General features: G+C 58.5%; 16 protein-coding genes. 2 read left to right on the plus strand and 14 right to left on the minus strand.

The annotated features are described in order from the left end of the window. Positions 1-59: 59 nt before the first annotated feature. Entirely contained in the window at positions 60-917 is an 858-nt protein-coding gene (gene hexR / locus BUE38_RS11460; RefSeq protein WP_073435336.1) for a transcriptional regulator HexR, read from the minus strand. Between the two features lie 291 nt (positions 918-1,208). Here hexR and BUE38_RS11465 point away from each other — a divergent pair, with 291 nt between their 5' ends. Then, complete coding sequence (locus BUE38_RS11465; protein ID WP_073435337.1) at positions 1,209-1,421, plus strand: PA3496 family putative envelope integrity protein; 213 nt, start codon at positions 1,209-1,211, stop codon at positions 1,419-1,421. 407 nt (positions 1,422-1,828) lie between these two features. Here the strand turns inward: BUE38_RS11465 and BUE38_RS11470 are convergent, their stop codons facing one another. Both BUE38_RS11470 and BUE38_RS11475 read right to left on the minus strand, forming a co-directional pair. Continuing rightward, a complete protein-coding gene (locus BUE38_RS11470) occupies positions 1,829-3,169 on the minus strand; it encodes a sodium-dependent transporter (protein ID WP_073435338.1) in 1,341 nt (446 codons plus the stop codon). 303 nt (positions 3,170-3,472) lie between these two features. Next, positions 3,473-4,330 carry a DUF72 domain-containing protein gene (locus tag BUE38_RS11475; protein ID WP_073435339.1) on the minus strand — a complete coding sequence of 286 codons (858 nt, stop codon included), beginning with the start codon at positions 4,328-4,330 and terminating at the stop codon, positions 3,473-3,475. 190 nt (positions 4,331-4,520) lie between these two features. On the opposite strand from BUE38_RS11475, the gene BUE38_RS11480 reads away from it, so the two are divergent. Continuing rightward, positions 4,521-5,948 (plus strand): MATE family efflux transporter, encoded by a 1,428-nt coding sequence (locus BUE38_RS11480; RefSeq protein ID WP_073435340.1) that lies wholly within the window; start codon positions 4,521-4,523, stop codon positions 5,946-5,948. A gap of 34 nt (positions 5,949-5,982) precedes the next feature. Here the strand turns inward: BUE38_RS11480 and BUE38_RS22215 are convergent, their stop codons facing one another. The 11 genes from BUE38_RS22215 to atpD form a co-directional block, all read right to left on the minus strand. Continuing rightward, positions 5,983-7,050 (minus strand): fimbrial protein, encoded by a 1,068-nt coding sequence (locus BUE38_RS22215; protein ID WP_084541894.1) that lies wholly within the window; start codon positions 7,048-7,050, stop codon positions 5,983-5,985. A 58-nt stretch (positions 7,051-7,108) separates the two neighbouring features. After that, a complete protein-coding gene (locus BUE38_RS11490; RefSeq protein WP_084541895.1) occupies positions 7,109-9,616 on the minus strand; it encodes a fimbria/pilus outer membrane usher protein in 2,508 nt (835 codons plus the stop codon). Positions 9,617-9,824: 208 nt separating this feature from the next. After that, positions 9,825-10,556: a fimbrial biogenesis chaperone gene (locus BUE38_RS11495; protein ID WP_073435342.1), complete on the minus strand. Its 732-nt coding sequence runs from the start codon at positions 10,554-10,556 to the stop codon at positions 9,825-9,827. Between the two features lie 64 nt (positions 10,557-10,620). Further along, entirely contained in the window at positions 10,621-11,172 is a 552-nt protein-coding gene (locus tag BUE38_RS11500) for a fimbrial protein (protein WP_073435343.1), read from the minus strand. Between the two features lie 623 nt (positions 11,173-11,795). After that, positions 11,796-13,634, minus strand: a complete 1,839-nt coding sequence (glmS, locus tag BUE38_RS11505) for a glutamine--fructose-6-phosphate transaminase (isomerizing) (protein WP_073435344.1) — start codon at positions 13,632-13,634, stop codon at positions 11,796-11,798. 44 nt (positions 13,635-13,678) lie between these two features. Further along, a complete protein-coding gene (glmU, locus tag BUE38_RS11510; RefSeq protein ID WP_073435345.1) occupies positions 13,679-15,040 on the minus strand; it encodes a bifunctional UDP-N-acetylglucosamine diphosphorylase/glucosamine-1-phosphate N-acetyltransferase GlmU in 1,362 nt (453 codons plus the stop codon). 78 nt (positions 15,041-15,118) lie between these two features. Beyond that, entirely contained in the window at positions 15,119-16,222 is a 1,104-nt protein-coding gene (locus BUE38_RS11515; RefSeq protein ID WP_073435346.1) for an FAD:protein FMN transferase, read from the minus strand. 25 nt (positions 16,223-16,247) lie between these two features. Next, on the minus strand, positions 16,248-17,045 hold the full coding sequence (locus BUE38_RS11520; protein WP_073435347.1) for an undecaprenyl-diphosphate phosphatase: 798 nt from the start codon (positions 17,043-17,045) through the stop codon (positions 16,248-16,250). 226 nt (positions 17,046-17,271) lie between these two features. Next, positions 17,272-18,648, minus strand: a complete 1,377-nt coding sequence (gene mgtE, locus BUE38_RS11525; protein WP_073435348.1) for a magnesium transporter — start codon at positions 18,646-18,648, stop codon at positions 17,272-17,274. A gap of 268 nt (positions 18,649-18,916) precedes the next feature. Continuing rightward, on the minus strand, positions 18,917-19,342 hold the full coding sequence (locus BUE38_RS11530; protein ID WP_073435349.1) for a F0F1 ATP synthase subunit epsilon: 426 nt from the start codon (positions 19,340-19,342) through the stop codon (positions 18,917-18,919). Between the two features lie 152 nt (positions 19,343-19,494). Next, positions 19,495-20,871, minus strand: coding sequence for a F0F1 ATP synthase subunit beta (gene atpD, locus BUE38_RS11535; RefSeq protein WP_073435350.1), 1,377 nt, complete (start codon positions 20,869-20,871; stop codon positions 19,495-19,497). Positions 20,872-20,915: the final 44 nt, after the last annotated feature.

Below are 20,915 nucleotides of genomic sequence, written 5' to 3' on the forward strand. Positions count from 1 at the left end.
CCCAGACAAGAGCCGGGGTAGGGGGGCAAGCTCGAGCGAAGCGTGCTCGTAGCTCGTAGCTATTCATTCGGTTCGGGATAGCGCAGTGGGTTGAGGCTGCGTTTGACGGATTTGAGTTGTTCAGCGAGTCTCGGGCCGCGTGTCTTGGCCACCCCCACCGCCAGAACGTCAACCAGCACCAGGTGGGCGATGCGTGAGCTCATCGGGGTGTAGATCTCGGTGTCTTCATGAACATCGATATACAGCGGTAGATTGACCTCCCCAGCCAACGGCGAGCCACTGGGACACAGGCCAATCACCGTGGCGCCGGCTTCACGTGCCAGCTTGACGCTGGCCACCAGGGCACGGGTGCGCCCGGTCTGGGAAATGGCCACCACCACATCGCCTTCCTTGAGGGTCACGGCCGACATATTCTGCATGTGCGGATCGGCGTAGGCAGCAGTGGAAATCTGCAGACGAAAGAACTTGTGCTGAGCATCGAAAGCCACGGCTCCCGAGGCGCCAAAACCATAGAACTCGACGCGATTGGCCATGGCCAGTGCATTGATCGCCTTGTTCAGGCCTTCATTGTCGAGCCGATCACGGATCGACAGCAGTGTACCCACAGTGGAATCGAAAATGCTGTGGGAAAACTCGGCGACAGAGTCGCTGTCGTTCATCGAGAATTGGGCAAATTGGCTACCCGCGGCCAGCATCTGCGCCATCTTGAGCTTGAAGTCCTGGAAGCCGTCGCAGCCCAGGGCACGACAGAAACGCACCACCGTGGGCTCACTGACCTTGGCCTCGGTGGCCAGGTCGACGATCCGCATGTGGATAACTTCTTCCGGATTGCGCAACACGAAACGTGCCACCTTCTGCTCGGAGCGCCGGAAGTGCTCCATGCGACGTCGCATTTCATCAAACAGCGCCCGACTCACACTGAACTCCTATCACTCGACTTCACGACTGTGTACACGGCATGTATCGCCATTCCTGTCTGCAGTATGCCCCAAGCAGCATGGGAATGCTTGCTCGATCCCCTGGATTGTTTCCAACCGCTCAACCCCGCTCTGAGCAGGCCCCGACAGGCCTGAACCAAGCCAACTTAGCGTGACCTTGCCGAATTGGGCCCCCTGTCGTCATCTTTTTGTCAAGTACGGTATAGTAAAAGATGCAGTGTCGCGCAGCGTCCATGATGCCGGCACATTCACTGCAAAGGAGAGTCGATCATGCGCAATGTCGAACGGTTAACCTCCGTCAAGAGTGAACTCCTCGACATCTTCATGAGCATGGAAGTCGCCGAACACGAACGGCGCTCCCGCACCGCGGCCCAACGCAATCTGCGTGCCCGCCGCGGAATCGAACTTCACCGGGAATTCAAGCGCCTGTCCGAGGACATCGCCGACCTTCCCGAAGACGCGGTAGAAGACGAAATGCACTGATCAGCCTACTCAATGTTCGAGTAGACGACAGGCTTGAAGCCTCTACAGGCGTGAACCTGTGGCGCTGCCATCGGCCCTGAATACCATCGGGAAAGCATCAGCAAAGAAAGAAGGTATCAGGCAAATGCAGCGCCCATCGACATCACCCAGCGGGATCCTTTCAGGTATCTCGTAGGGCCTCGTCACCGCCAGAAGTGACGCCAACTTCCCCTCTCGGCGTCAGGGATCCTTTCACGCCAATATTTGCCTCCACGCATTGCCTCCACGCATTGCCTCCGGGCACACACCAGTTCGGTGCCAATTGGCAGTGCTTCCACTGCCGATCAGGGCATTCGCATACGCAGAAGCCCGGCAATATGCCGGGCTTCTGACAGACCTGCTTTTACCGGGACCGCAGTCCACAGCGCTTACAGGCTGGCGATAAACACCACCAGTACACCGATCGGGGCCACGAACCGAGTCAGCAGCGTCCACAGTGTGAAGCCAGAGTCGCTCAGTTCCAGGTCCTTGCGCACTTCATCCCGGTTCAGGAACCAGGCGGCGAAGACTACTGCCCCAAGCCCTGTCAGCGGCAACATGAACTTGCTGGTCAGCTTGTCGAGCAGGTCAAAGACACCGAGTCCTACCACGGTGAAGTCGCTCCACAGATTGAACGACAGCAACGCAGCAATACCCAGCGCCCAGGCAGCCAGGCCTGCGACGATGGCAGCCGGTGCGCGAGACAGCGGAGTACGCTCTTCAAGGAACTCGGTGACCGGCTCGAGCAGCGAGATGGCTGACGTCAGCGCAGCAAAGGTCAACAGCACAAAGAACAGCAGTCCCAGGATAGTACCGCCACCAATGTTGCCGAAAGCCACCGGCAGGGTAACGAAGATCAGACTCGGGCCCGATGCCAGGTCAAGGTTATTGGCGAAGACGATCGGGAAGATCGCCAGGCCCGCACCCAGCGCAATCACGGTATCCATGATCACTACCGTCCGCGCGGTCTTGATCAGGTTGACCTCCTGACCAAGGTAGGAGCCGTAGGCCAGCATGATGCCCATGCCCAGCGACAGGGTGAAGAAGGCGTGGCCCAGGGCGGCAAGTACGGTCTCGCCGGAGAGCTTGCTCCAGTCCGGATTGAACAGATAGGCGACAGCTTCACCGAAGTGGCCAGTGGTCATGCCATAACCGATCAATACCACCAGCAGCAGCGCCAACGCCGGCATCATGATATTGACCGCGCCTTCAAGGCCCTTGGTGACACCTCGGGCGACGATACCGATGACCAGCAGCATGAAGATAGAGTGCCACATCAGCAGCAGTCCGGGGCTGGCCAACATGCCAGAGAACAGTTCGCCGATACCGTCGGCGCTCTGACCCGCAAAGTCTCCGCTGACGCTACCCAGCGTATAGTAGAGAGACCAGCCGCCGATCACGCTGTAGAACGACAGGATCAGGAAGGCACCCAATACCCCGGAAACACCAACCAATGCCCATGCTCGGGTGCGCCCGGCGCTGTGGGCGACTTTGCTCATGGTGGTGACCGGGTTGCTCTGACCACGCCGACCAAGCATCCACTCGGTCACCAGAATAGGCAGGCCAATCAGAAAGATACACAACAGATAGACGAGCACGAAAGCGGCGCCACCGCTCTGCCCGACCATATAGGGGAACTTCCAGATATTACCCAGGCCCACTGCGGAGCCTGTGGCGGCAAGAATGAACGAGAAGCGCGATGACCACTGCGCATGATTCGTTTTCGACATATATCACCCTTTGGGTACGTGTCATCATCGATCGATCAGATGCGATGACGCATTGTGTTTGTAGTCGCCACGTCCTCGATGGCCCGGTTCACAGGCACATCGTTCTACAAGGGGTCTGACGGATGCCAGCAGGATCACTGCCGCTACACCACTCGAACCGCACCCTATCGGGTGTCGGCGTGGACCGGCGAGCCTGAACAACGCGCAGCACCGGGTAGGTGCAAACGCTGAACTGGCCCATGGCAAGTGACGAACGACCGGACAAACTAGCTGATGACGCCCGGAAACACCAGAGCCCATTGGTCACAATAGACGATTCTGCCGTTCTCCAGCGAATGTGCCGAGTTCTGCCAGGCCTGCCGACTTGATCAATGGATCGTAGAGCTGTCTGGCCAGCTCCGGCGCCCCACGGTTATCGGCAGTATGCACAAACAGGAAAGGGGTTTTCCCCTGTTTTATCCACAGGCCGAGGCGTTCTCGCCAATCGGCGAAGTAGCGCCCATTGACGCTTTTGTCAAGATGACCAATGAATCTAACCAGAGGAAAATCTCCCGTGGAGATCACGTGTAACGGGAGTTTTGGCTTTTCGGCCTGGGCCTTGAGCAAGCCTGGTAGCGTGCCAGGCCCCGTGGAGAACAACGGACGGACATCCAGCATCACCCGGTTGGCACCATAAGTTATCAACAACCTGTTGAAATCCCTTTCCGCCTCCCCCTTGTGGAAAAATTCACTGTGTCGAACCTCAACGGCACAAGGAATTTCTGACGGCCAACGCTCCAATACTCGCCGCAACGCCGGAAGTTCGGCGTGTCCGAAGTCTCTCGGCAACTGGATCATCAGCGGCCCCAGCCGGCCATGAAGTGGCGCCAGCGCCGTCAGGAAGTCATCGAGCCCAGCTTCGATATCCTGTAGACGCTGCACATGGGTCAACTGTTGCGGCAACTTGAAGCAGAAACGGAAGTGTTCGGGTATCTGCATGGCCCAACCGGCAACAGTCTCGGGCCGTGGAGTACCGCTGTAGAAAGTGGTGTTGCCCTCCACCGCCGGAAACACTCCCGAGTAGTCCTCCAGCCAATGCTCACGCCCACTGTGGGGAGCGTAGAAACTACCTCGCCAGTCCGGATTGGCCCACATCGCCAGTCCCAGATAGAGCGATGGCATGACTGACGTTGGTCGTGAATGAGTTGAAGTCGGTAACGACATCCAGCACCGGGTCCCTGTGATTGACGGAGGCCAGTTCGTCCACCTTCAGGCAGTGAAGCTTGAACAAGCACGGCATGCAACCGTCCTATGCTACACATATCATCAAGTCAGCGCTTGTTGCCGAGTACACTTACACAAGGGAATGTTCATGCCCCGCGCCCACCGTGACCTGACCGTTGGTTCGACATTATCCACACTGATCCGGCTGGCATTGCCCATCGTATTCGCCAATATGCTGCAATCAGCCTACCAGCTGATTGATGCCTTCTGGGTCGGCCGCCTGGGAGCCAATGCTGTCGCAGCAGTCTCGCTGAGTTTTCCGGTATTGTTCCTGCTGACCTCGGTGGGTATCGGACTGGCGGTGGCCGGCACCATTCTGGTGGCCCAGTATCAGGGTCGTCGTCAGAGCGAGATGGTCAATCAGGTGACGGCCCAGGCCATTCTGGGCATGGCCCTGTTGTCTCTGCTGCTGGCGGGAACGGGCTATATCATCAGCCCCGAAGCGGTACTGTTTCTAGGTGCCGATACTGCTGTAGCACCGCTGGCCACGGGCTATCTGCAGATCTCCTTCGTCGGCCTGCCGTTCATGTTCGTCTACGCCGCCTTCCAGTCATTGATGCGCGGCGTCGGTGATGCACGGACACCATTGTGGATCGTACTCGGCACTGTGGTCCTCAACTTCATACTCGACCCTCTGCTGATTCTCGGGTTGGGACCCATCCCTGCCATGGGGGTAGCGGGCGCGGCGGTGGCCACCGTCATCACTCAGGCACTGTCGGCGATCATCGGGCTGAAGATATTGTTTTCGGGTCGTTACGGTATTCAGCTCAAGTGGCCACAGATGCGCCCGGATTTTCCGCTGTTGTGGCGTCTGTTCTCGCTGGGCGGCCCCACTGCCATCGAGCAGAGCACCCGAGCCCTCGGCATGATGCTGATGACCACACTGGTAGCGGGCTTCGGCACCGTGACCCTGGCAGCCTACGGCATCGGTACCCGCATCCTCAGTTTCGTGATCATCCCGGCACTGGGGCTCTCTCAAGCAACCTCGGCACTGGTCGGGCAGAACGTCGGTGCCGGCAAGCTGGATAGAGCCGAGAAGACCGCCCTGCTAAGTAGCCTGATTGCCTTTGTTTCACTGACTCTGGTCGGTGTACTGGTGGCCATCTTCGCCGAACCACTGGTGGCAGTGTTTGTGCCCGATGGTCAGCAAGTCATCAGTGAGGGCGCACACTTCCTGCGCTTGATGGCGCTGACTTTCGGGCTGATGGGGGCACAACTGGTAATCACCGGCGCCTTTCGCGGTGCCGGTGATACCGTGGTGGCCATGGTCATTGCCCTGGTATCCCTGTGGGTGCTGCAATTCCCGCTGGCCTGGTTGCTTGCCGAACGCACCAGCCTTGATGAGGTTGGTATCTGGCTGGCCTACCCGATCCAGAATGTCATCACTGCCCTGGTGGCCTGGTACTGGTTTCGCAGCGGGCGCTGGAAGCAGCGCAATCTGCTGAACAGCGAACCACCGCCATCAACCCCGGTGGTGGATACTCCACAACCCAGAGGGCCTACCAGTGCGCCTTGAGCCCATGCCGTAGCGCTGCCTGCCGTTGCTGCCCCTATTCATAGCTGATGGTGACCATGGCCTGCGCCTCCACCAGACCCGCCGTGACGGTACTGCCACTCTGGATATACTCGGCTTCCAGTGGAACCGAGATATGCTCACTACTATCCGTTGTCTTCACATCGATAAAGGTTCCGCTCGACGTCGCGGCACCGCCCGGAACCAGCATGACAGGTTCACCCGCATGACGCATTTGAACGGCGACTCCACCAGCAGTAGTGCTTATACTTGGCATCAAAATGGAACCGCCATTGGGAAGATAATTGACATCCGAGAAGAATACCTTCGCGGTAACATTCTTCATACAATCCAATTTCATGGCGAAATGAGTGCCGCCACCAGTATCACCGGCTGAACCAAGTTGGCTGCTACTGATGGTCGGTAGAGTGATCTGGATATCCGGGTTTTCCAGCCTACAGGTCTGAGCAACGGAAGTAACATGAGCATTGACATAGATACGACTGTGATTCACGTCTCTATTGGCATATTCATTGCCATTACATACCACCTTGAACCTGAACTGGAAATCACTCTCTGACGGGATAGAGTCGTCCAGTTTCACTAGTTGAAAGGCTAGCGGAATCTCTTGATACCCCTGTCGAATCCTGACCCCGGTATCATGACGATCATGAGAGCTTTGGACAATCGGGATAGGGTTACCATGCTGATCAAGTGCCTGGTAGCCTATTCCAGGGGGAAATCCGGGAAAGCGGTAGGTATAGGGGATTGCAGTATCATAAACCGCCCCCTCATCAGAAATGAATGCCCATCCTGTCGTCCCATTACATACATTTCCATCACCACCATCATCAAATTTTGCGCTGCAGTTCACCACCAGAGTGGCAAACTGCCTCGACCCGTTTATCACCTCACCATTCTGTGAATTGCTATTTATATGGCTAATTAGATTAAGGGATGCAGGCAATTGATAAGTAGAGCAATTGTTCGCCGTAGCTTGGGCTTGAGCAGGTAGTGACAGGGCCAACTGCGCACAGAACAATAACAGCAGCATTCCCATCGCGCCCCATCCTGCGCGCGTTATCTCATGAATTATCCGGCTCATATCATCGCTTCCTCAGGATTTTCTGCTGTCGATCTTTGATGTCATCCAGACCTGATATCTATAGAGGGACGCACGAGGCCTCTACCTGTTGATAACCTGTTGTGCTGATGTCATCGCTCTGTTGGGGAGCCGGGAGCTGCAGTCGACAGGACTGACCGGAGCCCTCACCCCACTTCAGTTGCAGTTCAGGGTATTCCCCGCGCAGGAAGATCATTCGGCCCTGCCCCACCAGTGACACATGCTGCCCGTTGCCATCAACCACTTCAGCGGCGAATGGCACGGCATCGTTATCCACATGCACCAGCATTGGGTGACCTACTCGAGTCTGATAATCGACGCGAACCACGGCACCACGGCGCGGCGTCACGGTCTGAGAGGTGGATTTCAACTCCACATCCACCGGTAGTCCTCTGGGGCTGATTGCAATGCTGTTATGGCGGTACGGCGTGAGTCCTGCATCGAGTGCTTCACCATCGCGATCCAGACGATTGCCCATACCATTGCTCAGCGAAGCGCCGGCGGCCCCATCAGCGTGAATCAACGCCATGGTCTCGGCACGATCAGGGCTGAACACCACACCACCGGAATGCATCACGGCGATGCCGGTCGCCGAGGCCGAATACTGCTCGTAGCCATCGCCATGACTGTAGGTCGTGCCCAACTGAGTGGCTGACGTCCGGTAGTTGAGATCACCTCCGAAGGAGGTACTGGTATCGATATCGTTATCGGCACGCGATACATAGGCGTTGTAGCTCAACTGACGCTCATCTCCCGCCGTGCCCGACAGGTTGGTGCGCACGGTACTGCTGTGATCATCATCGAAAGTCGCCGTCGCACTCAGCATCGGATGGTCATTCCCATCTCCCAGCGGAATGCTGGCGGTCAGCATGTAGGTGTTGCTCTCGTCGTCTTCCTCGAGATCGCGGGTCGCCGACAGGCTCAGGCTGCCCCAATGGAAGCCCTTGCTGTAATCCAGCTGATAAGTGGTCTGGTCCGGTCGTCCATTCCAGTAATCATGGGTCAGTCCCGTGAGATTGAGATTGCCGAACTCGCCCAGAGACTGACTGATACTCAATTGAAAGCGATTGCGCTCTCGCAGGCTGTCTGACGAGGCATCGCCTTCCTTCAAGTGCGCAAAATCCGCGAAGGTAACGTATTCCTCGCTGGAAAACCGGTAGGCTGCCAGCGAGAAGTTGGTGCCGGTGGCATTGAGCATCTTGCTGTAGCTGAGCCGGTAGCTCTGCCCATTGAGCTCACTGTGCTCGTAGGGTATCCCTTCGGCGCGGGTCAAAGTGGCATCAATGGCCACCGCTCCCAATGGCGTACCGACGGCGGATCCGACCAGCAGAGCATCGTAGTCCTCGGCAACCAATCCACCAGCATAGAGGGTCAATCGATTGTTGATGCCGCGACGCCAGGTTGCCTGAGCGAAACTCGGCTCGTCGTGCATCTCGTCATCGCGGTAACGACCGACGGCGACATTGAAACGTGATGAACCGGGCCGCAGCATCTGCACCACCGAGGCATAGGGCACGGTAAAGGATCTTTCGCTGCCATCTGCCTCGCTGACCGTAACCTCCAGATCCCCGGCATAGCCGGTAGCGTAGAGATCATCTATGGCGAAGGCCCCTGCGGACACGCTGGTCTCATAGACCACATGACCATCCTGGCTCACCGTGACTCTGGCATTGGTGTTCGCCGTGCCACGGATGACCGGAGCGTACCCGCGCTCGCTTTCCGGCAGCATGCTGTCATCGCTGCCCAGTTGCACCCCCGTGAAAGGAATGCTCTCGAACTCGCTGCCGGGGGTGAAGTACTCCCCAAGAGTCAGTTGTGCGCGCCAGCGGTCCACGTCCGTCCGGGCGTAGGTATTCTGGGCGGCGTACTCCGACACTTCATCAGTGTCGTTGTAGTGGTAATTGCCATTGTGGCGTAACCGCCAACCGGCTAGGTTGACGCCGACATTGAGATTGACGTTGTAGTCGGTGGAGTCCTCACCGCTGTCCGGCTTGCTGTGGAAGGCATTGGCGTGATAACCGAGGATCACCGCATTGACGCCGTCATCCCATTCCGCCGGATCGACATAACCCCGCTTGACCGTGCCGGCATAGGCCTGAGGGATACTCAGATCACCGCGTAGACTGGCCATGTCCAGATGGAACGAAGCGCCGGGAATCAGCGTCTCAGCCTCGATGCAGTCGCTGGCGAGGACACGCTGGGCCTGCGGTTGATCGGGAAGTTGATCGACTCGCACTCCCCAGCGTTGCACATCGGCAGCGGAGAAACAGAGGTGCTGCTCGCCGGGACCGTCACCATCCATCACATGTACCGTCTGGCGCAGCATATCCCGACGGTTTACCAGCACATCCAGCTCATAGTCTCCAGCAATCACAGTGCCGGGTTGGGCATAACGTGACAGATCGACATTCTGGCCCAGCCCACGCAGGAACTGGCTGTCGAACTCGCTGTCGCTGGTTGCCGCACCGCTCAAGCCACTGGAGGCCAGACCAATGGCCAGACACAGCGCCTTGAGGGTGAAATCGAAGGGTCGCTTTCGGTCACCCATAAGCCACCCTTCCGCAGGGCGGATGGAATCTACAGGACGCATAGTGGAAACCTGAGTATTGTTCGGGGGTTACGGCTTCAACGAGAACCAACCCCGAACCCTCTACCTCCGCCACAACGGAGGACTGGATTGGTTCCAACAACACCCGCTCGGCGGGCATTTCAGGCCGCGACATCCTTCTGCCGATGGCGCTGGCGCTGGCCGCGGCTCACAGCGGGTAGTGCTGCTCCATGCTGGCGCCATAATCATTGAGCCAATAGCCCGTGACCTCACCGGATGCGACCGGTATGCTCAGCCCTTCCATCACGAAGTCGGCCGTGTCATGAGGCCCGACCATGCCGCTGTCGGTACTGTGGTAATCATGGCCATCCGCCCTCAGGGTGATATCCCGGAAGCTGACATGAAAAGCGCCATCATTGTGGGCGCGCAGGGCATAACCCTCCCCCACGGACTCAAGCGTCCAGGAGATGTTTTCTGCGGCATCCTGCAGCGTTCCCGGAAGGCCATCAGGGCGGAAGAACAACTTCACACGGGTGCGATAGGCGAGACGCATGACGTTGCGATCCTCGCTGTTCTCGACCCGGGGCGGCACATCCAGCACATTGAGCCAGAACACCGACTCCTGATCCTCGGGCAGCCCCTGGCCGGTATAGGCAATCCGCAGGGTCTGCCCGGTACGCGGCTCGACGCGAACCAGCGGCGGCAGAACCACAAAGGGTAACTGCTCAACACCCGGCTCCGCCGAGGCATCGCCGCTATCCAACCAGGACTGGACCAGGGCGGCACGATCCGCGTCATTCTGTAGATCCACCGTGATCTCTCGAGCATCACTCAGATAGATAAAGCGTGTGCCCTGTAACTGGATCCCCGCCACCGCCCCTTGCGGTACGGCCAGTGCCGCCAGCAGCACCCCAGCAACCAACTTGTTGATCAGCGTCATCGTCTTGTCTCTCCTGCCGACATCGCACAGAGGGGACAAGCCCCTCTGCAACGGGCCAGATGCCTTACAGGTAATCCAGGGTATAGACCAGCGCGGTTTCGACATCGCCTGCAGATGCCGCACCATTGACGGCGATATATTGCGCCGCATAGTTCAGGGTGGCGGATCCAGTGGTGCCGTCACCGTCGTCGACGAAGTCAACGGAGTTGTTACCCTCATTGTTACGCAGGTCGATCGCTGAACCGTCAATGGCATTGAGGACCTGAACCTGGACATTGGCTGCAGCACCGGTCTTGGCGTTGTTGATCAGATATCCCGTGGCCACATCGACATTCTGGGGCTCGAAATATGCGCGCACATGGCCTGTCGAAGGGCAACCGCTCAGCGACATCACTATCGGCGTGGTGCCAGCGACATCACCATCGGCAGCCAGTGAACTGGTGGAAACAGTGGGCAGGACCACGGAAGCATCGGCATCGCCGCCATTGACGGCAATCTGACACGCAGAATCCGTTACCTGACCGGTGATGATGATAGTGCCATCGGAGGCAAGCGCCCCCATGGATGTGGCCAGGCTTGCCGCAATAAAAGCCGTCACTGTCAGTGCTTTTTTCATTGCCTTGATCTACCTATTAAAGGAAGTTTATCGGGACAGGAAGCATCCAACTTCCGACACAAGTAAAGTGGAAGCGATGTTGCCTGGAGCGACATATTACCCGTGACAAACCATTTGGCAACTAACGAAACAACCTCATCAAAGATATTGACAAACAACAAATGGACGGCAGTTACACAATACATTCAAACTCATTAAACCAATGCAAACCATTGATAAAATAACGACAACCAAACATGCATTTATCGACCATAAACCCAGCCGGATGAAAATAGACGATCTCAGGCATCACCACCATCCCCTTTCGAGATATATCGGCAGCAATATATGGGCTATGCCCATTCGAGCAATAAAGAATAAACCACCAGGAATTAAATCAACCCGGATCATAAAAACCAGCATCGATGATAGAAAAAACAATACTACCGATTAGACTGGCGCAAATGATCTACCCATTACCAGGTGGTCAGATCCACTCAGTGATGCAAGAGAAAGGACCAGGTACAGCGGGAAATAGCGTAGAAATCAGCCACAGGAAGGGAACTAGAAAGACAACAGAGAGCAGAAGCTTCTCCCGCAACGCACCACAAGGCAGTCCGTTACGGAAGAAAGCGAGCGGCAGCCTATTCCACGGTCACCGATTTGGCGAGGTTACGTGGCTGATCGACGTCGGTGCCCTTGAGCACGGCGACGTGATAGGAGAGCAGTTGCAACGGCAGGGTATAGAGGATCGGTGCCAGCGCCTCGTGGATGTGCGGCAGGTGCAGTACGGTAATGCCGTCTGCCTCGCTCAGACCGACATTCTCGTCGGCGAAGACATAGAGCACTCCCCCCCGCGCCTTGACCTCCTGGAGGTTGGACTTGAGCTTGTCGAGCAGCTCGTCGTTGGGCGCTACCGAAATCACCGGCATCTCGCTGTCGACCAGTGCCAGCGGGCCATGCTTCAACTCACCCGCCGGGTAGGCCTCGGCATGGATATAGGAGATTTCCTTGAGCTTGAGCGCACCTTCCTGGGCAATCGGAAAGTGGGCACCGCGGCCAAGGAAAAGCGCATGATGCTTCTCGGCAAAGGCCGTCGACATGGCTTCGATGGGCCGATCCAGTCCCAGCACCTCACTGCACAGTGACGGCAGTCGACGCAGTTCCTCGACCAGGGTTGCCTGCTCGTCCTCCGGCATGCCACGCACTCGACCCAGCGCCAGCGTAAACAGCATCAAGGCGGTCAACTGAGTGGTAAAGGCCTTGGTCGAGGCTACACCGATCTCGGGACCCGCCTGGGTCATCAATGACAGATCAGCCTCACGGACCAGCGAACTGCCCGGTACGTTGCAGATCCCCAGACTGCCCAGATAGTTGTCCTGCTGCATGGCGAAGCGCAGTGCCGCCATGGTGTCGGCGGTCTCACCGGACTGGGACAGGGTCACGAACAGCGTGCCCTCGGGCACCACGACGCGACGATAGCGATACTCCGAGGCCACTTCGACCTGCACCGGCACATCGGTATAACGCTCCAACCAGTAGCGTGCCACCATGCCAGCATGATAGCTGGTGCCGCAGGCCACGATATGAATCTGACGCACCTGCTTGAACAGTGATTCCGCCTGCGGGCCGAAACTCTCGACCAGTACCGAGCGATCACCCAGACGACCTTCCAGGGCTGCGGCAATCACCGCCGGCTGCTCATGGATCTCCTTGAGCATGTAGTGGCGATAGTTGCCCTTGCTGGCCGAACCATCGCCATGCTCGAAGGTCTGCACTGGACGATCGACCACTGCCCCCGACGCGTCGAAGATCTCGATCAGGCCGCCCGCAGAAAGCCGCACCACGTCGCCTTCCAGCAGATAGATGAAGCGGTCAGTCACCTGCAGCAGCGCCAGCGGATCCGAGGCGAGGAAGGCTTCGTCACTCCCCACGCCCACCACCAACGGGCTACCCTTGCGAGCTCCCACCACCACATCCGGTGCATCGGCAGCCATTACCCCCAGTGCGTAGGCACCATCGAGGCCGGCCACGACTTTCTTGAATGCCGTAAGCAGGTCACCAGCCGCAGCGGACTCCCGCTCCAGCAGGTGGGCAATCACTTCGGTGTCGGTTTCCGATTCGAACACATAGCCCTGCTCGGACAGCTCCTGACGCAGCGCTTCATGGTTTTCGATAATACCGTTATGGACCACCGCCAGACGCTCACGGGACTGGTGAGGGTGGGCATTCGGCTCACTGGGGCGACCATGGGTCGCCCAGCGGGTATGAGCAATGCCCGAGGTGCCCGGCAGCGGGTCTGTCGCAAGACGATCGGCCAGCGCCTGTACCTTGCCTACTGCCCGTTGCCGCTTGAGCTCTCCCTGGTTGTTGCGCACGGCCATACCGGCCGAGTCGTAACCGCGATACTCAAGACGCCTGAGGCCCTCGAGCAGAATCTTCTGAACGTTTCGCTGCGCCACCGCAGCAACAATGCCACACATACACTAGTGCTCCCGGAATAAGGTCAGTGACTCAAGGCTCGCGTCTAATCGTCCTTTGAAGGTCGCGGCCAGTCTGCCTTGGCGATCTGCCGAGCACGGCTCACTGCCAGACTGTTGTCGGCCACATCACGACTGATGGTCGAACCCGCGCCGATCGTGGCTCCGTTGCCGATACTGACCGGCGCCACCAGCGCTGAATTGGAGCCGATGAAGGCAGCATCACCGATATCGGTGCGATGCTTGTTGGCGCCATCATAGTTACAGGTGATGGTGCCTGCGCCGACATTGACATCACGCCCCAGTCGAGCATCGCCGACATAGCTCAGGTGATTGATCTTGCTGCCTTCACCGACCTCGGCATTCTTGGTCTCGACGAAGTTGCCGACCCGCGCTCGCACCGCCAGCCTCGACCCCGGACGCAGACGCGCAAAGGGGCCGACATTGTTGAGCCCAGCCAGAACCGCGCCATCGATCACACTATGCGCATCAATGACACTCTCGGCGCCGATATGACTGTTGCGGATCACGCAGTAGGGACCAATGCGCACGCCTTCACCCAGCTCCACGTCACCTTCGAACACGCAACCGACGTCAATCTGTACGTCGTGGCCGCAGCGCAGGGTGCCACGCACATCGATGCGAGCCGGATCGGCCAGCGCCACGCCTTCGACCATCAAGGACTCGGCAGTGCTCTGCTGCAGGGCGCGTTCGAGTTGTGCCATCTGCAACCGGTTGTTGACGCCTTCGACTTCCATGGCGTGGTGTGGCTGCTCGGTGGCAATCTGGATGCCCTCCGCCGCCGCCAGCGCGATGACATCCGTCAGGTAGTATTCTCCCTGGGCGTTGTCCGCCGACAGCTGCGGCAGCCAACGCTTGAGCTGTGACGCCGTCATCGCCATGATGCCGGTGTTGCACTCCGTGATGGCCCGCTCCTCAGCCGAGGCATCCTTGTGCTCGACAATGGCCACCGCCTTGCCCTCGGCATTGCGTACAATGCGACCATAACCACTCGGATCCTCCAGCGTCACGGTCAACAAGCCCATGTGATGCTCGTCGACATGCGCCAGCAGAGCCTCCAGGGTATCGCGACGAATCAGCGGTACATCCCCATACAGCACCAGCACCTTGCCTTCACCGATCCCGTCAACCGCCTGGGCCACCGCGTGACCAGTGCCCTTCTGCTCGGCCTGCACGGCAAAGCGAGTCGGGGAGTCGGCCAGCGCCTCGCGCACCCGCTCTCCTCCATGGCCGATCACTACATGGGTGCGTTCCGCCGCCAGGCCCTGGGCGGTATCCAGTACATGGCGTACCAGCGGCTTGCCGGCCAGTTCATGAAGTACCTTGGGCAGCCTGGAGCGCATACGGGTGCCCTGGCCGGCAGCAAGTATCACAATATCGAGGCTCATGGCGACTCCTTGTCAATGTTCAGGGGTGCATTCATCGGCATCATCAATCCGGTGACCCGTAGTTGTGTTGTGTTTCACTCAGTCAGCGCTCACGACCTTGAGGCCCAGGGAATCGACCATTTCCTGCCCGAATCGTTCGACAAAGGCAGGACTGACTCGACTCTCCCAGTCACCATCGGAACGAACCAGCATGACGACGGCAATGTTGTCTCGAATCGCCATATCCATGCCCTCGTCCTCGCCCAGCACGGTCAATGCCGTCGCCAGCGCATCCGCCATGGCATTGGAAGAGTGGACCACACTGATCGATGCCAGGCGATGGGTAATCGGGCGTCCGGTGCGCGGATCAATGGTATGAGAATAGCGCTTTCCGTCCTGCTCGAAGTAATGGCGATAGTCACCCGAGGTGGCGATCGAGATATCCTCGAGTCCGATGATGTGTTCTGCCCGAGGTTGTGAGGCATCACTCGGTACCTCGATGCCGATGCGCCATAGCCGGGAGTCTCCATCACGGTGACCCTTCACCTTCACTTCACCGCCCAGGTTGACGAGATAGTTCTCGATGCCCTGACGCTCCAGATACGCCGCCACTTCGTCAGTGGCGAAACCCTTGGCGATAGCAGACAGATCGACATAGACATCGCGAAGCCGGCGAACTCGCAGGTTGTCCGGGTCAAGCTCGATGGCATCCATGCCCACCGTGGCCAGACGCTCTTCAAGCACCGCCTCATCCGGAATTTCCTGCGGCTCAGCTTCAGGGCCGAAGCTCCATAGATTGACCAGACTGCCAATGGTGACATCAAAGGCACCATCACTCTGCTGGTTGATCTGCTGACTGAGCTCCAGCACCTGCATGAACTCATCGGAAATGCTCTGCCACTCACCGATGGGGGCCTGGTTGAGCGCCGACAATTCGGAGTCATCACGCCAGGTGGACATCTGTTCGTCCACCTCATGCATCTCATCGAGAATCCCCTGTTCCAGCTCTTCCTGACGTCCGGTGTCCAACGAGTCAGCAATCGCCACCTGATAGAAGGTACCAAAGATGTCGCCATTGAAGCTGACCAGTTCCTGGGGCTCGGACTCCGCCCCGGGCTCGGCGCCATCGTCACAACCACTCAGGCCAACCAGCAACGCCGCCAGTACCAGCGGCAATAGAGGTGATCGAGAGGCAAGGTTCATGATAGGTCTCCTCGAAGGGGGCAGCTCAAGCGAACAGCCACAACAACGCGATACCGAGCAACACCCGATAGATCACGAAAGGCTGCATACCGATGCGCTTGATGAACGCAAGAAAGTAGTGAATGCACAGATAGGCACTGATGGCGGACAACAGGGCTCCCAGCAACAGGCTGAACCAGTCGACATCAATACCGGAACGAACCAGATCAACGGCCTCGAGCCCGCCGGCAAGCACAATCACCGGGATCGACAGCAGAAAGGAAAAACGTGCACTGGCTTCACGGTTCAACCCCAGCAACAGTGCCATGGTCATGGTGATACCGGAACGTGATGTGCCGGGAAACAGCGCCAGAGCCTGGGCGAGGCCAATCCACAGGGCATCCTTCCAGTTCATCTGATACTCGCTGCGCCGCCCACGGCAACGCCAGTCGACGATCCCCAGCACAATACCGAACACGATCAGCCCGAAAGCCAGAAGCTGCGGTGATCGTGCATGAGTCTCCAGCATGTCCTTGACCAGCAGTCCTGCAATGCCCACCGGAATCGTGGCCAGAATCACCCACCAGGCCAGACGAGCATCATCATCGGTGCCCCGCCCTGCCAGGCTGGTGCACCAACTGGCCGTCATGCGCACCAGCTCTTCACGAAAATAGAGGACAACGGCGACCAGGCTTCCCACATGCAGCGCGACATCAAATGCCAGTCCCTGATCCGGCCAGTCGCTGAATACGGGAACCAGTATCAGGTGAGCAGAGCTGGAAACCGGAAGAAATTCGGTGAATCCCTGTATCAGGGAAAGAACCAGTATTTGAAGCCAATCCATGGAAGAACCTGTGAGACCGAGGTTTAGAAATCGGGTTTAGAAACCGGGGGTAAAAGACAACAGGGGATGAAACACTCGCAAGAGGATACACCTCGGTCTTCGGGATGTCCGCCGTGGGCCCCTTCGCAGAACGAGGTATCAGCCAATTGGTACCCCGACAAGAGGCCATACTTGAGCATGGGCACGCCATGACCCGGGTCAACGTCTCACGTCTCGTCACCTGCCGTCACGCCGTATTGGACAGGATGGCGGTGGCAATCGAGAAGTAGATCAAGACGCCGGAGGCATCGATCAGTGTCGTCACCAGCGGTGCCGAGGCCGTCGCGGGATCCCAGCCCAATCGATCAAGTACGAAGGGCAGGCACATTCCCAGCAAACTACCGAACAGCACGATGCTGACCATGCTGATTGCCACCACCAGCGCTACGGCTTCTCCAGCCCGAATCATGCCGATGGGAGCCACGGCCAACGCCATGGTCAGTCCCAGAGCTCCTGCTACCAGCAACTCACGTCCCAGCAGCTTGCCCCAATCCTTGACGCCAACGTCACCGGTGGCCATACCGCGTACCATCAGCGTCGCCGCCTGAGCCCCGGCGTTACCACCGCTACCGATCAGCAACGGCAGGAAGAATACCAGTGTCACCTGGGCCGCAATAGTGTCCTCGAAATGCGCGATTCCGGCCCCTGAAAACAGGTTGCCGAACACCAGCAACACCAGCCAGGTCACTCGCTTGCGATACAGGCTCCACAGTGGCACCCGTGAGACACCATCCTCGAGCTGGCCGATCGACATCCCCTTGTGGATATCTTCCGTGGCCTCGGACTCGACCACGTCGAGCGCATCGTCATGAGTGACAATGCCCACCAGCCGTTGTTCCCCATCCACGACCGGAATCGCCAGCAAGTCGTAACGCGCGACCATGCGCGCGACCTCTTCCTGGTCGACATCAACGCTGATCTTGATCACATCGCGGATCATCAGGTCATCAATCAAGGCCTGAGGACGAGCCACCATCAATTGACGCAACGACATGGTGCCAGCCAGACGCCCCTGGTCATCGACGACATACAACTGATAAACCGTCTCCGCGTCCGGCGCCGTCTGACGCACACGCATCATCGCCCTGGACACGGTCAAACCGGCAGGAATCGCCACGTAGTCCGACGTCATCAAGGCCCCGGCTGTGCCTTCCTCATAGCTGGCCAGACGCTTGAGAGCCTCTCGCTCACGATGTGCCATGCGGCGAAGCAGGGCTTCCTTGCGGTCATCATCGAAGACCTTGAAGATATCGGCTCGCTCGTCTGAGCCCATGCGATCGAGGATACGCACCAATTGGGCATCCTCGATGGCGTCACTGACCTTTTCCTGCTCGTCGCCGGGCAGATGTCCAATAACACTGGCCTGGCGCTCCACAGGCAACTGCTGAAGCAGTGCCAATGCCGTCGCCAACTCGTCGTCATCCTCGATCAACTGCTCGAGAATTTCCGCCAGATCGGCAGAACGGATCTCCGGCAATCGCTCATCCAGCGCGGACTGGTCCTTTATCGCCAATGCCCGCAGCAGCTCATGCTTGTACGTATCGAGGGTGGTATCGAGATCCATTGCCTGCTCCCGGGAACAAACGAGGCACTATTATTGACATGGCAATCAAATAGCTCATCCTGACCCATTTGATTTTCGTCCGCACTACACTGGCGCAGATGCGCGGATCTGCTGGTGTGGCGCGGTCTCACATCGGCCGGATGGCCGACAGCGGCACTTCACTATGCCGCCATTGACCCAACACAGGAACTTTCGGGTCAATAACGAGTGCGCCCCCCGAATGGTCATACACTCGGAGGGCACAGAAGGTACAGCTATGGAGGACGTATCAGCCCTTGCCCGCCTTCTTGCGCAGTTGCTGAATGGTACGCAACTGAGCCATGGCCTCGGCGAGCTCGGCTGCGGCACGGGTGTAATCCAGCTCCGCAGACTTGTCTGCCATGGCCTTGGCGGCCTGCTTGCGGGCTTCCTCGGCAGCAGCCTCGTCCAGATCCGACGCACGCACCGCAGTATCGGCCAGCACGATTACCTTGTCCGGCTGAACTTCGATGAAGCCACCGGAAACGTAGAAGTGCTCCTCGCTGCCCTCATTGAGCACACGGACAGGACCCGGTGCCAGCTCGGTCAACAGCGGAGTATGGCCGGCCAGGATGCCGAGATCCCCCATGATGCCAGCCGCCACCACCTGCTCGGCACTACCGGAGTAGACCGAGGTTTCGGCGCTGACGATCTCGCATTGAATGGTCTTCGTCATTATGACGTCTCCCGGATGGTTGAAAGCACCAGTTGAAGGCACCGACGCCGACGTTTCATCGCCGCTGCTGCCGGTCCAGTACCAGCCTCATTGATCGAGGCTGGTACCGCAAGGCATGCACGACGATATCCGTCATGGTGCCTCCTGAGGGATTACTTCATCTGGTTGGCTTTCTCGACGGCCTCGTCAATGGTGCCGACCATGTAGAAGGCCTGCTCGGGCAGCTCATCGTAATCACCGTTGAGGATGCCCTGGAAACCACGGATGGTCTCCTTCAGAGACACGTACTTGCCGGGCGAACCAGTGAAAACCTCGGCGACGAAGAACGGCTGCGACAGGAAGCGCTGGATCTTACGCGCACGTGCCACGGCCTGCTTGTCTTCGTCGGACAGCTCGTCCATGCCGAGAATGGCAATGATGTCCTTGAGCTCCTTGTAGCGCTGCAGGACGCCCTGCACACCACGTGCGGTCTCGTAGTGCTCGTCACCCACCACCAGCGGATCGAGCTGACGAGACGTGGAGTCCAGCGGATCGATGGCCGGATAGATACCCAGCTCGGCGATGGAGCGCGCCAGTACCACCGTCGCATCAAGGTGCGAGAAGGTGGTTGCCGGAGACGGGTCGGTCAGGTCATCCGCGGGCACGTAAACGGCCTGCACGGAAGTGATCGAGCCAGTCTTGGTCGAGGTGATACGCTCCTGCAGAACGCCCATCTCCTCGGCCAGTGTCGGCTGGTAACCCACTGCAGACGGCATACGGCCGAGCAGTGCGGATACCTCGGTACCGGCCAGGGTGTAACGGTAGATGTTGTCGACGAACAGCAGAACGTCACGACCTTCGTCACGGAACTTCTCGGCGATGGTCAGGCCGGTCAGGGCCACACGCAGACGGTTGCCGGGCGGCTCGTTCATCTGGCCATAGACCAGTGCCACCTTGTCGAGAACGTTCGACTCCTGCATCTCGTGGTAGAAGTCGTTACCCTCACGAGTACGCTCACCGACACCGGCGAACACAGAGTAACCGCTGTGCTCGGTGGCGATGTTACGAATCAGCTCCATCATGTTGACGGTCTTGCCGACACCGGCGCCGCCGAACAGACCGACCTTACCGCCCTTGGCGAAAGGACACACCAGGTCGATAACCTTGATGCCAGTCTCGAGCAGTTCGTTAGTGGCTGCCTGATCCGCGTAGCTCGGAGCCTTGCGGTGGATCGGCATGCGCTCTTCTTCACCGATGTCACCGGCCTCGTCGATCGGCTCGCCGAGTACGTTCATGATCCGACCCAGGGTCGCCTGACCGACCGGCACGGAAATCGCATTACCGGTGTTCTCGGTAACCATGCCACGCTTGAGCCCTTCGGTGGAGCCCATGGCGATGGTACGAACCACACCGTCGCCCAGCTGCTGCTGGACTTCCAGAATGGTTTCCTTGTCGGCGACCTTCAGCGCGTCGTAGACCTTGGGAACATCGTCCCGCGGAAACTCTACGTCAATCACCGCGCCGATGATTTGTACGATACGTCCGCTCATCTTGGTTCCTCTCAAAATACCTGCAATTGAAACCTGCTTGCCCG

Origin of the sequence: Halomonas cupida, assembly GCF_900142755.1 — a bacterium.
GTDB lineage: Bacteria > Pseudomonadota > Gammaproteobacteria > Pseudomonadales > Halomonadaceae > Halomonas > Halomonas cupida.

Excerpts from the sequence above, each read along its gene's own strand:
- BUE38_RS11480 (WP_073435340.1), top strand. The coding sequence starts at position 4,521 with ATGCCCCGCGCCCACCGTGACCTGACCGTTGGTTCGACATTATCCACA.
- atpD (WP_073435350.1), bottom strand. The coding sequence starts at position 20,871 with ATGAGCGGACGTATCGTACAAATCATCGGCGCGGTGATTGACGTAGAG.
- BUE38_RS11515 (WP_073435346.1), bottom strand. The coding sequence starts at position 16,222 with ATGAACCTTGCCTCTCGATCACCTCTATTGCCGCTGGTACTGGCGGCG.
- glmS (WP_073435344.1), bottom strand. The coding sequence starts at position 13,634 with ATGTGTGGCATTGTTGCTGCGGTGGCGCAGCGAAACGTTCAGAAGATT.
- BUE38_RS11495 (WP_073435342.1), bottom strand. The coding sequence starts at position 10,556 with ATGACGCTGATCAACAAGTTGGTTGCTGGGGTGCTGCTGGCGGCACTG.
- mgtE (WP_073435348.1), bottom strand. The coding sequence starts at position 18,648 with ATGGATCTCGATACCACCCTCGATACGTACAAGCATGAGCTGCTGCGG.
- BUE38_RS11520 (WP_073435347.1), bottom strand. The coding sequence starts at position 17,045 with ATGGATTGGCTTCAAATACTGGTTCTTTCCCTGATACAGGGATTCACC.
- BUE38_RS11530 (WP_073435349.1), bottom strand. The coding sequence starts at position 19,342 with ATGACGAAGACCATTCAATGCGAGATCGTCAGCGCCGAAACCTCGGTC.
- BUE38_RS11475 (WP_073435339.1), bottom strand. The coding sequence starts at position 4,330 with ATGCCATCGCTCTATCTGGGACTGGCGATGTGGGCCAATCCGGACTGG.
- BUE38_RS11465 (WP_073435337.1), top strand. The coding sequence starts at position 1,209 with ATGCGCAATGTCGAACGGTTAACCTCCGTCAAGAGTGAACTCCTCGAC.
- BUE38_RS11500 (WP_073435343.1), bottom strand. The coding sequence starts at position 11,172 with ATGAAAAAAGCACTGACAGTGACGGCTTTTATTGCGGCAAGCCTGGCC.
- BUE38_RS22215 (WP_084541894.1), bottom strand. The coding sequence starts at position 7,050 with ATGAGCCGGATAATTCATGAGATAACGCGCGCAGGATGGGGCGCGATG.
- glmU (WP_073435345.1), bottom strand. The coding sequence starts at position 15,040 with ATGAGCCTCGATATTGTGATACTTGCTGCCGGCCAGGGCACCCGTATG.
- BUE38_RS11470 (WP_073435338.1), bottom strand. The coding sequence starts at position 3,169 with ATGTCGAAAACGAATCATGCGCAGTGGTCATCGCGCTTCTCGTTCATT.
- BUE38_RS11490 (WP_084541895.1), bottom strand. The coding sequence starts at position 9,616 with ATGGGTGACCGAAAGCGACCCTTCGATTTCACCCTCAAGGCGCTGTGT.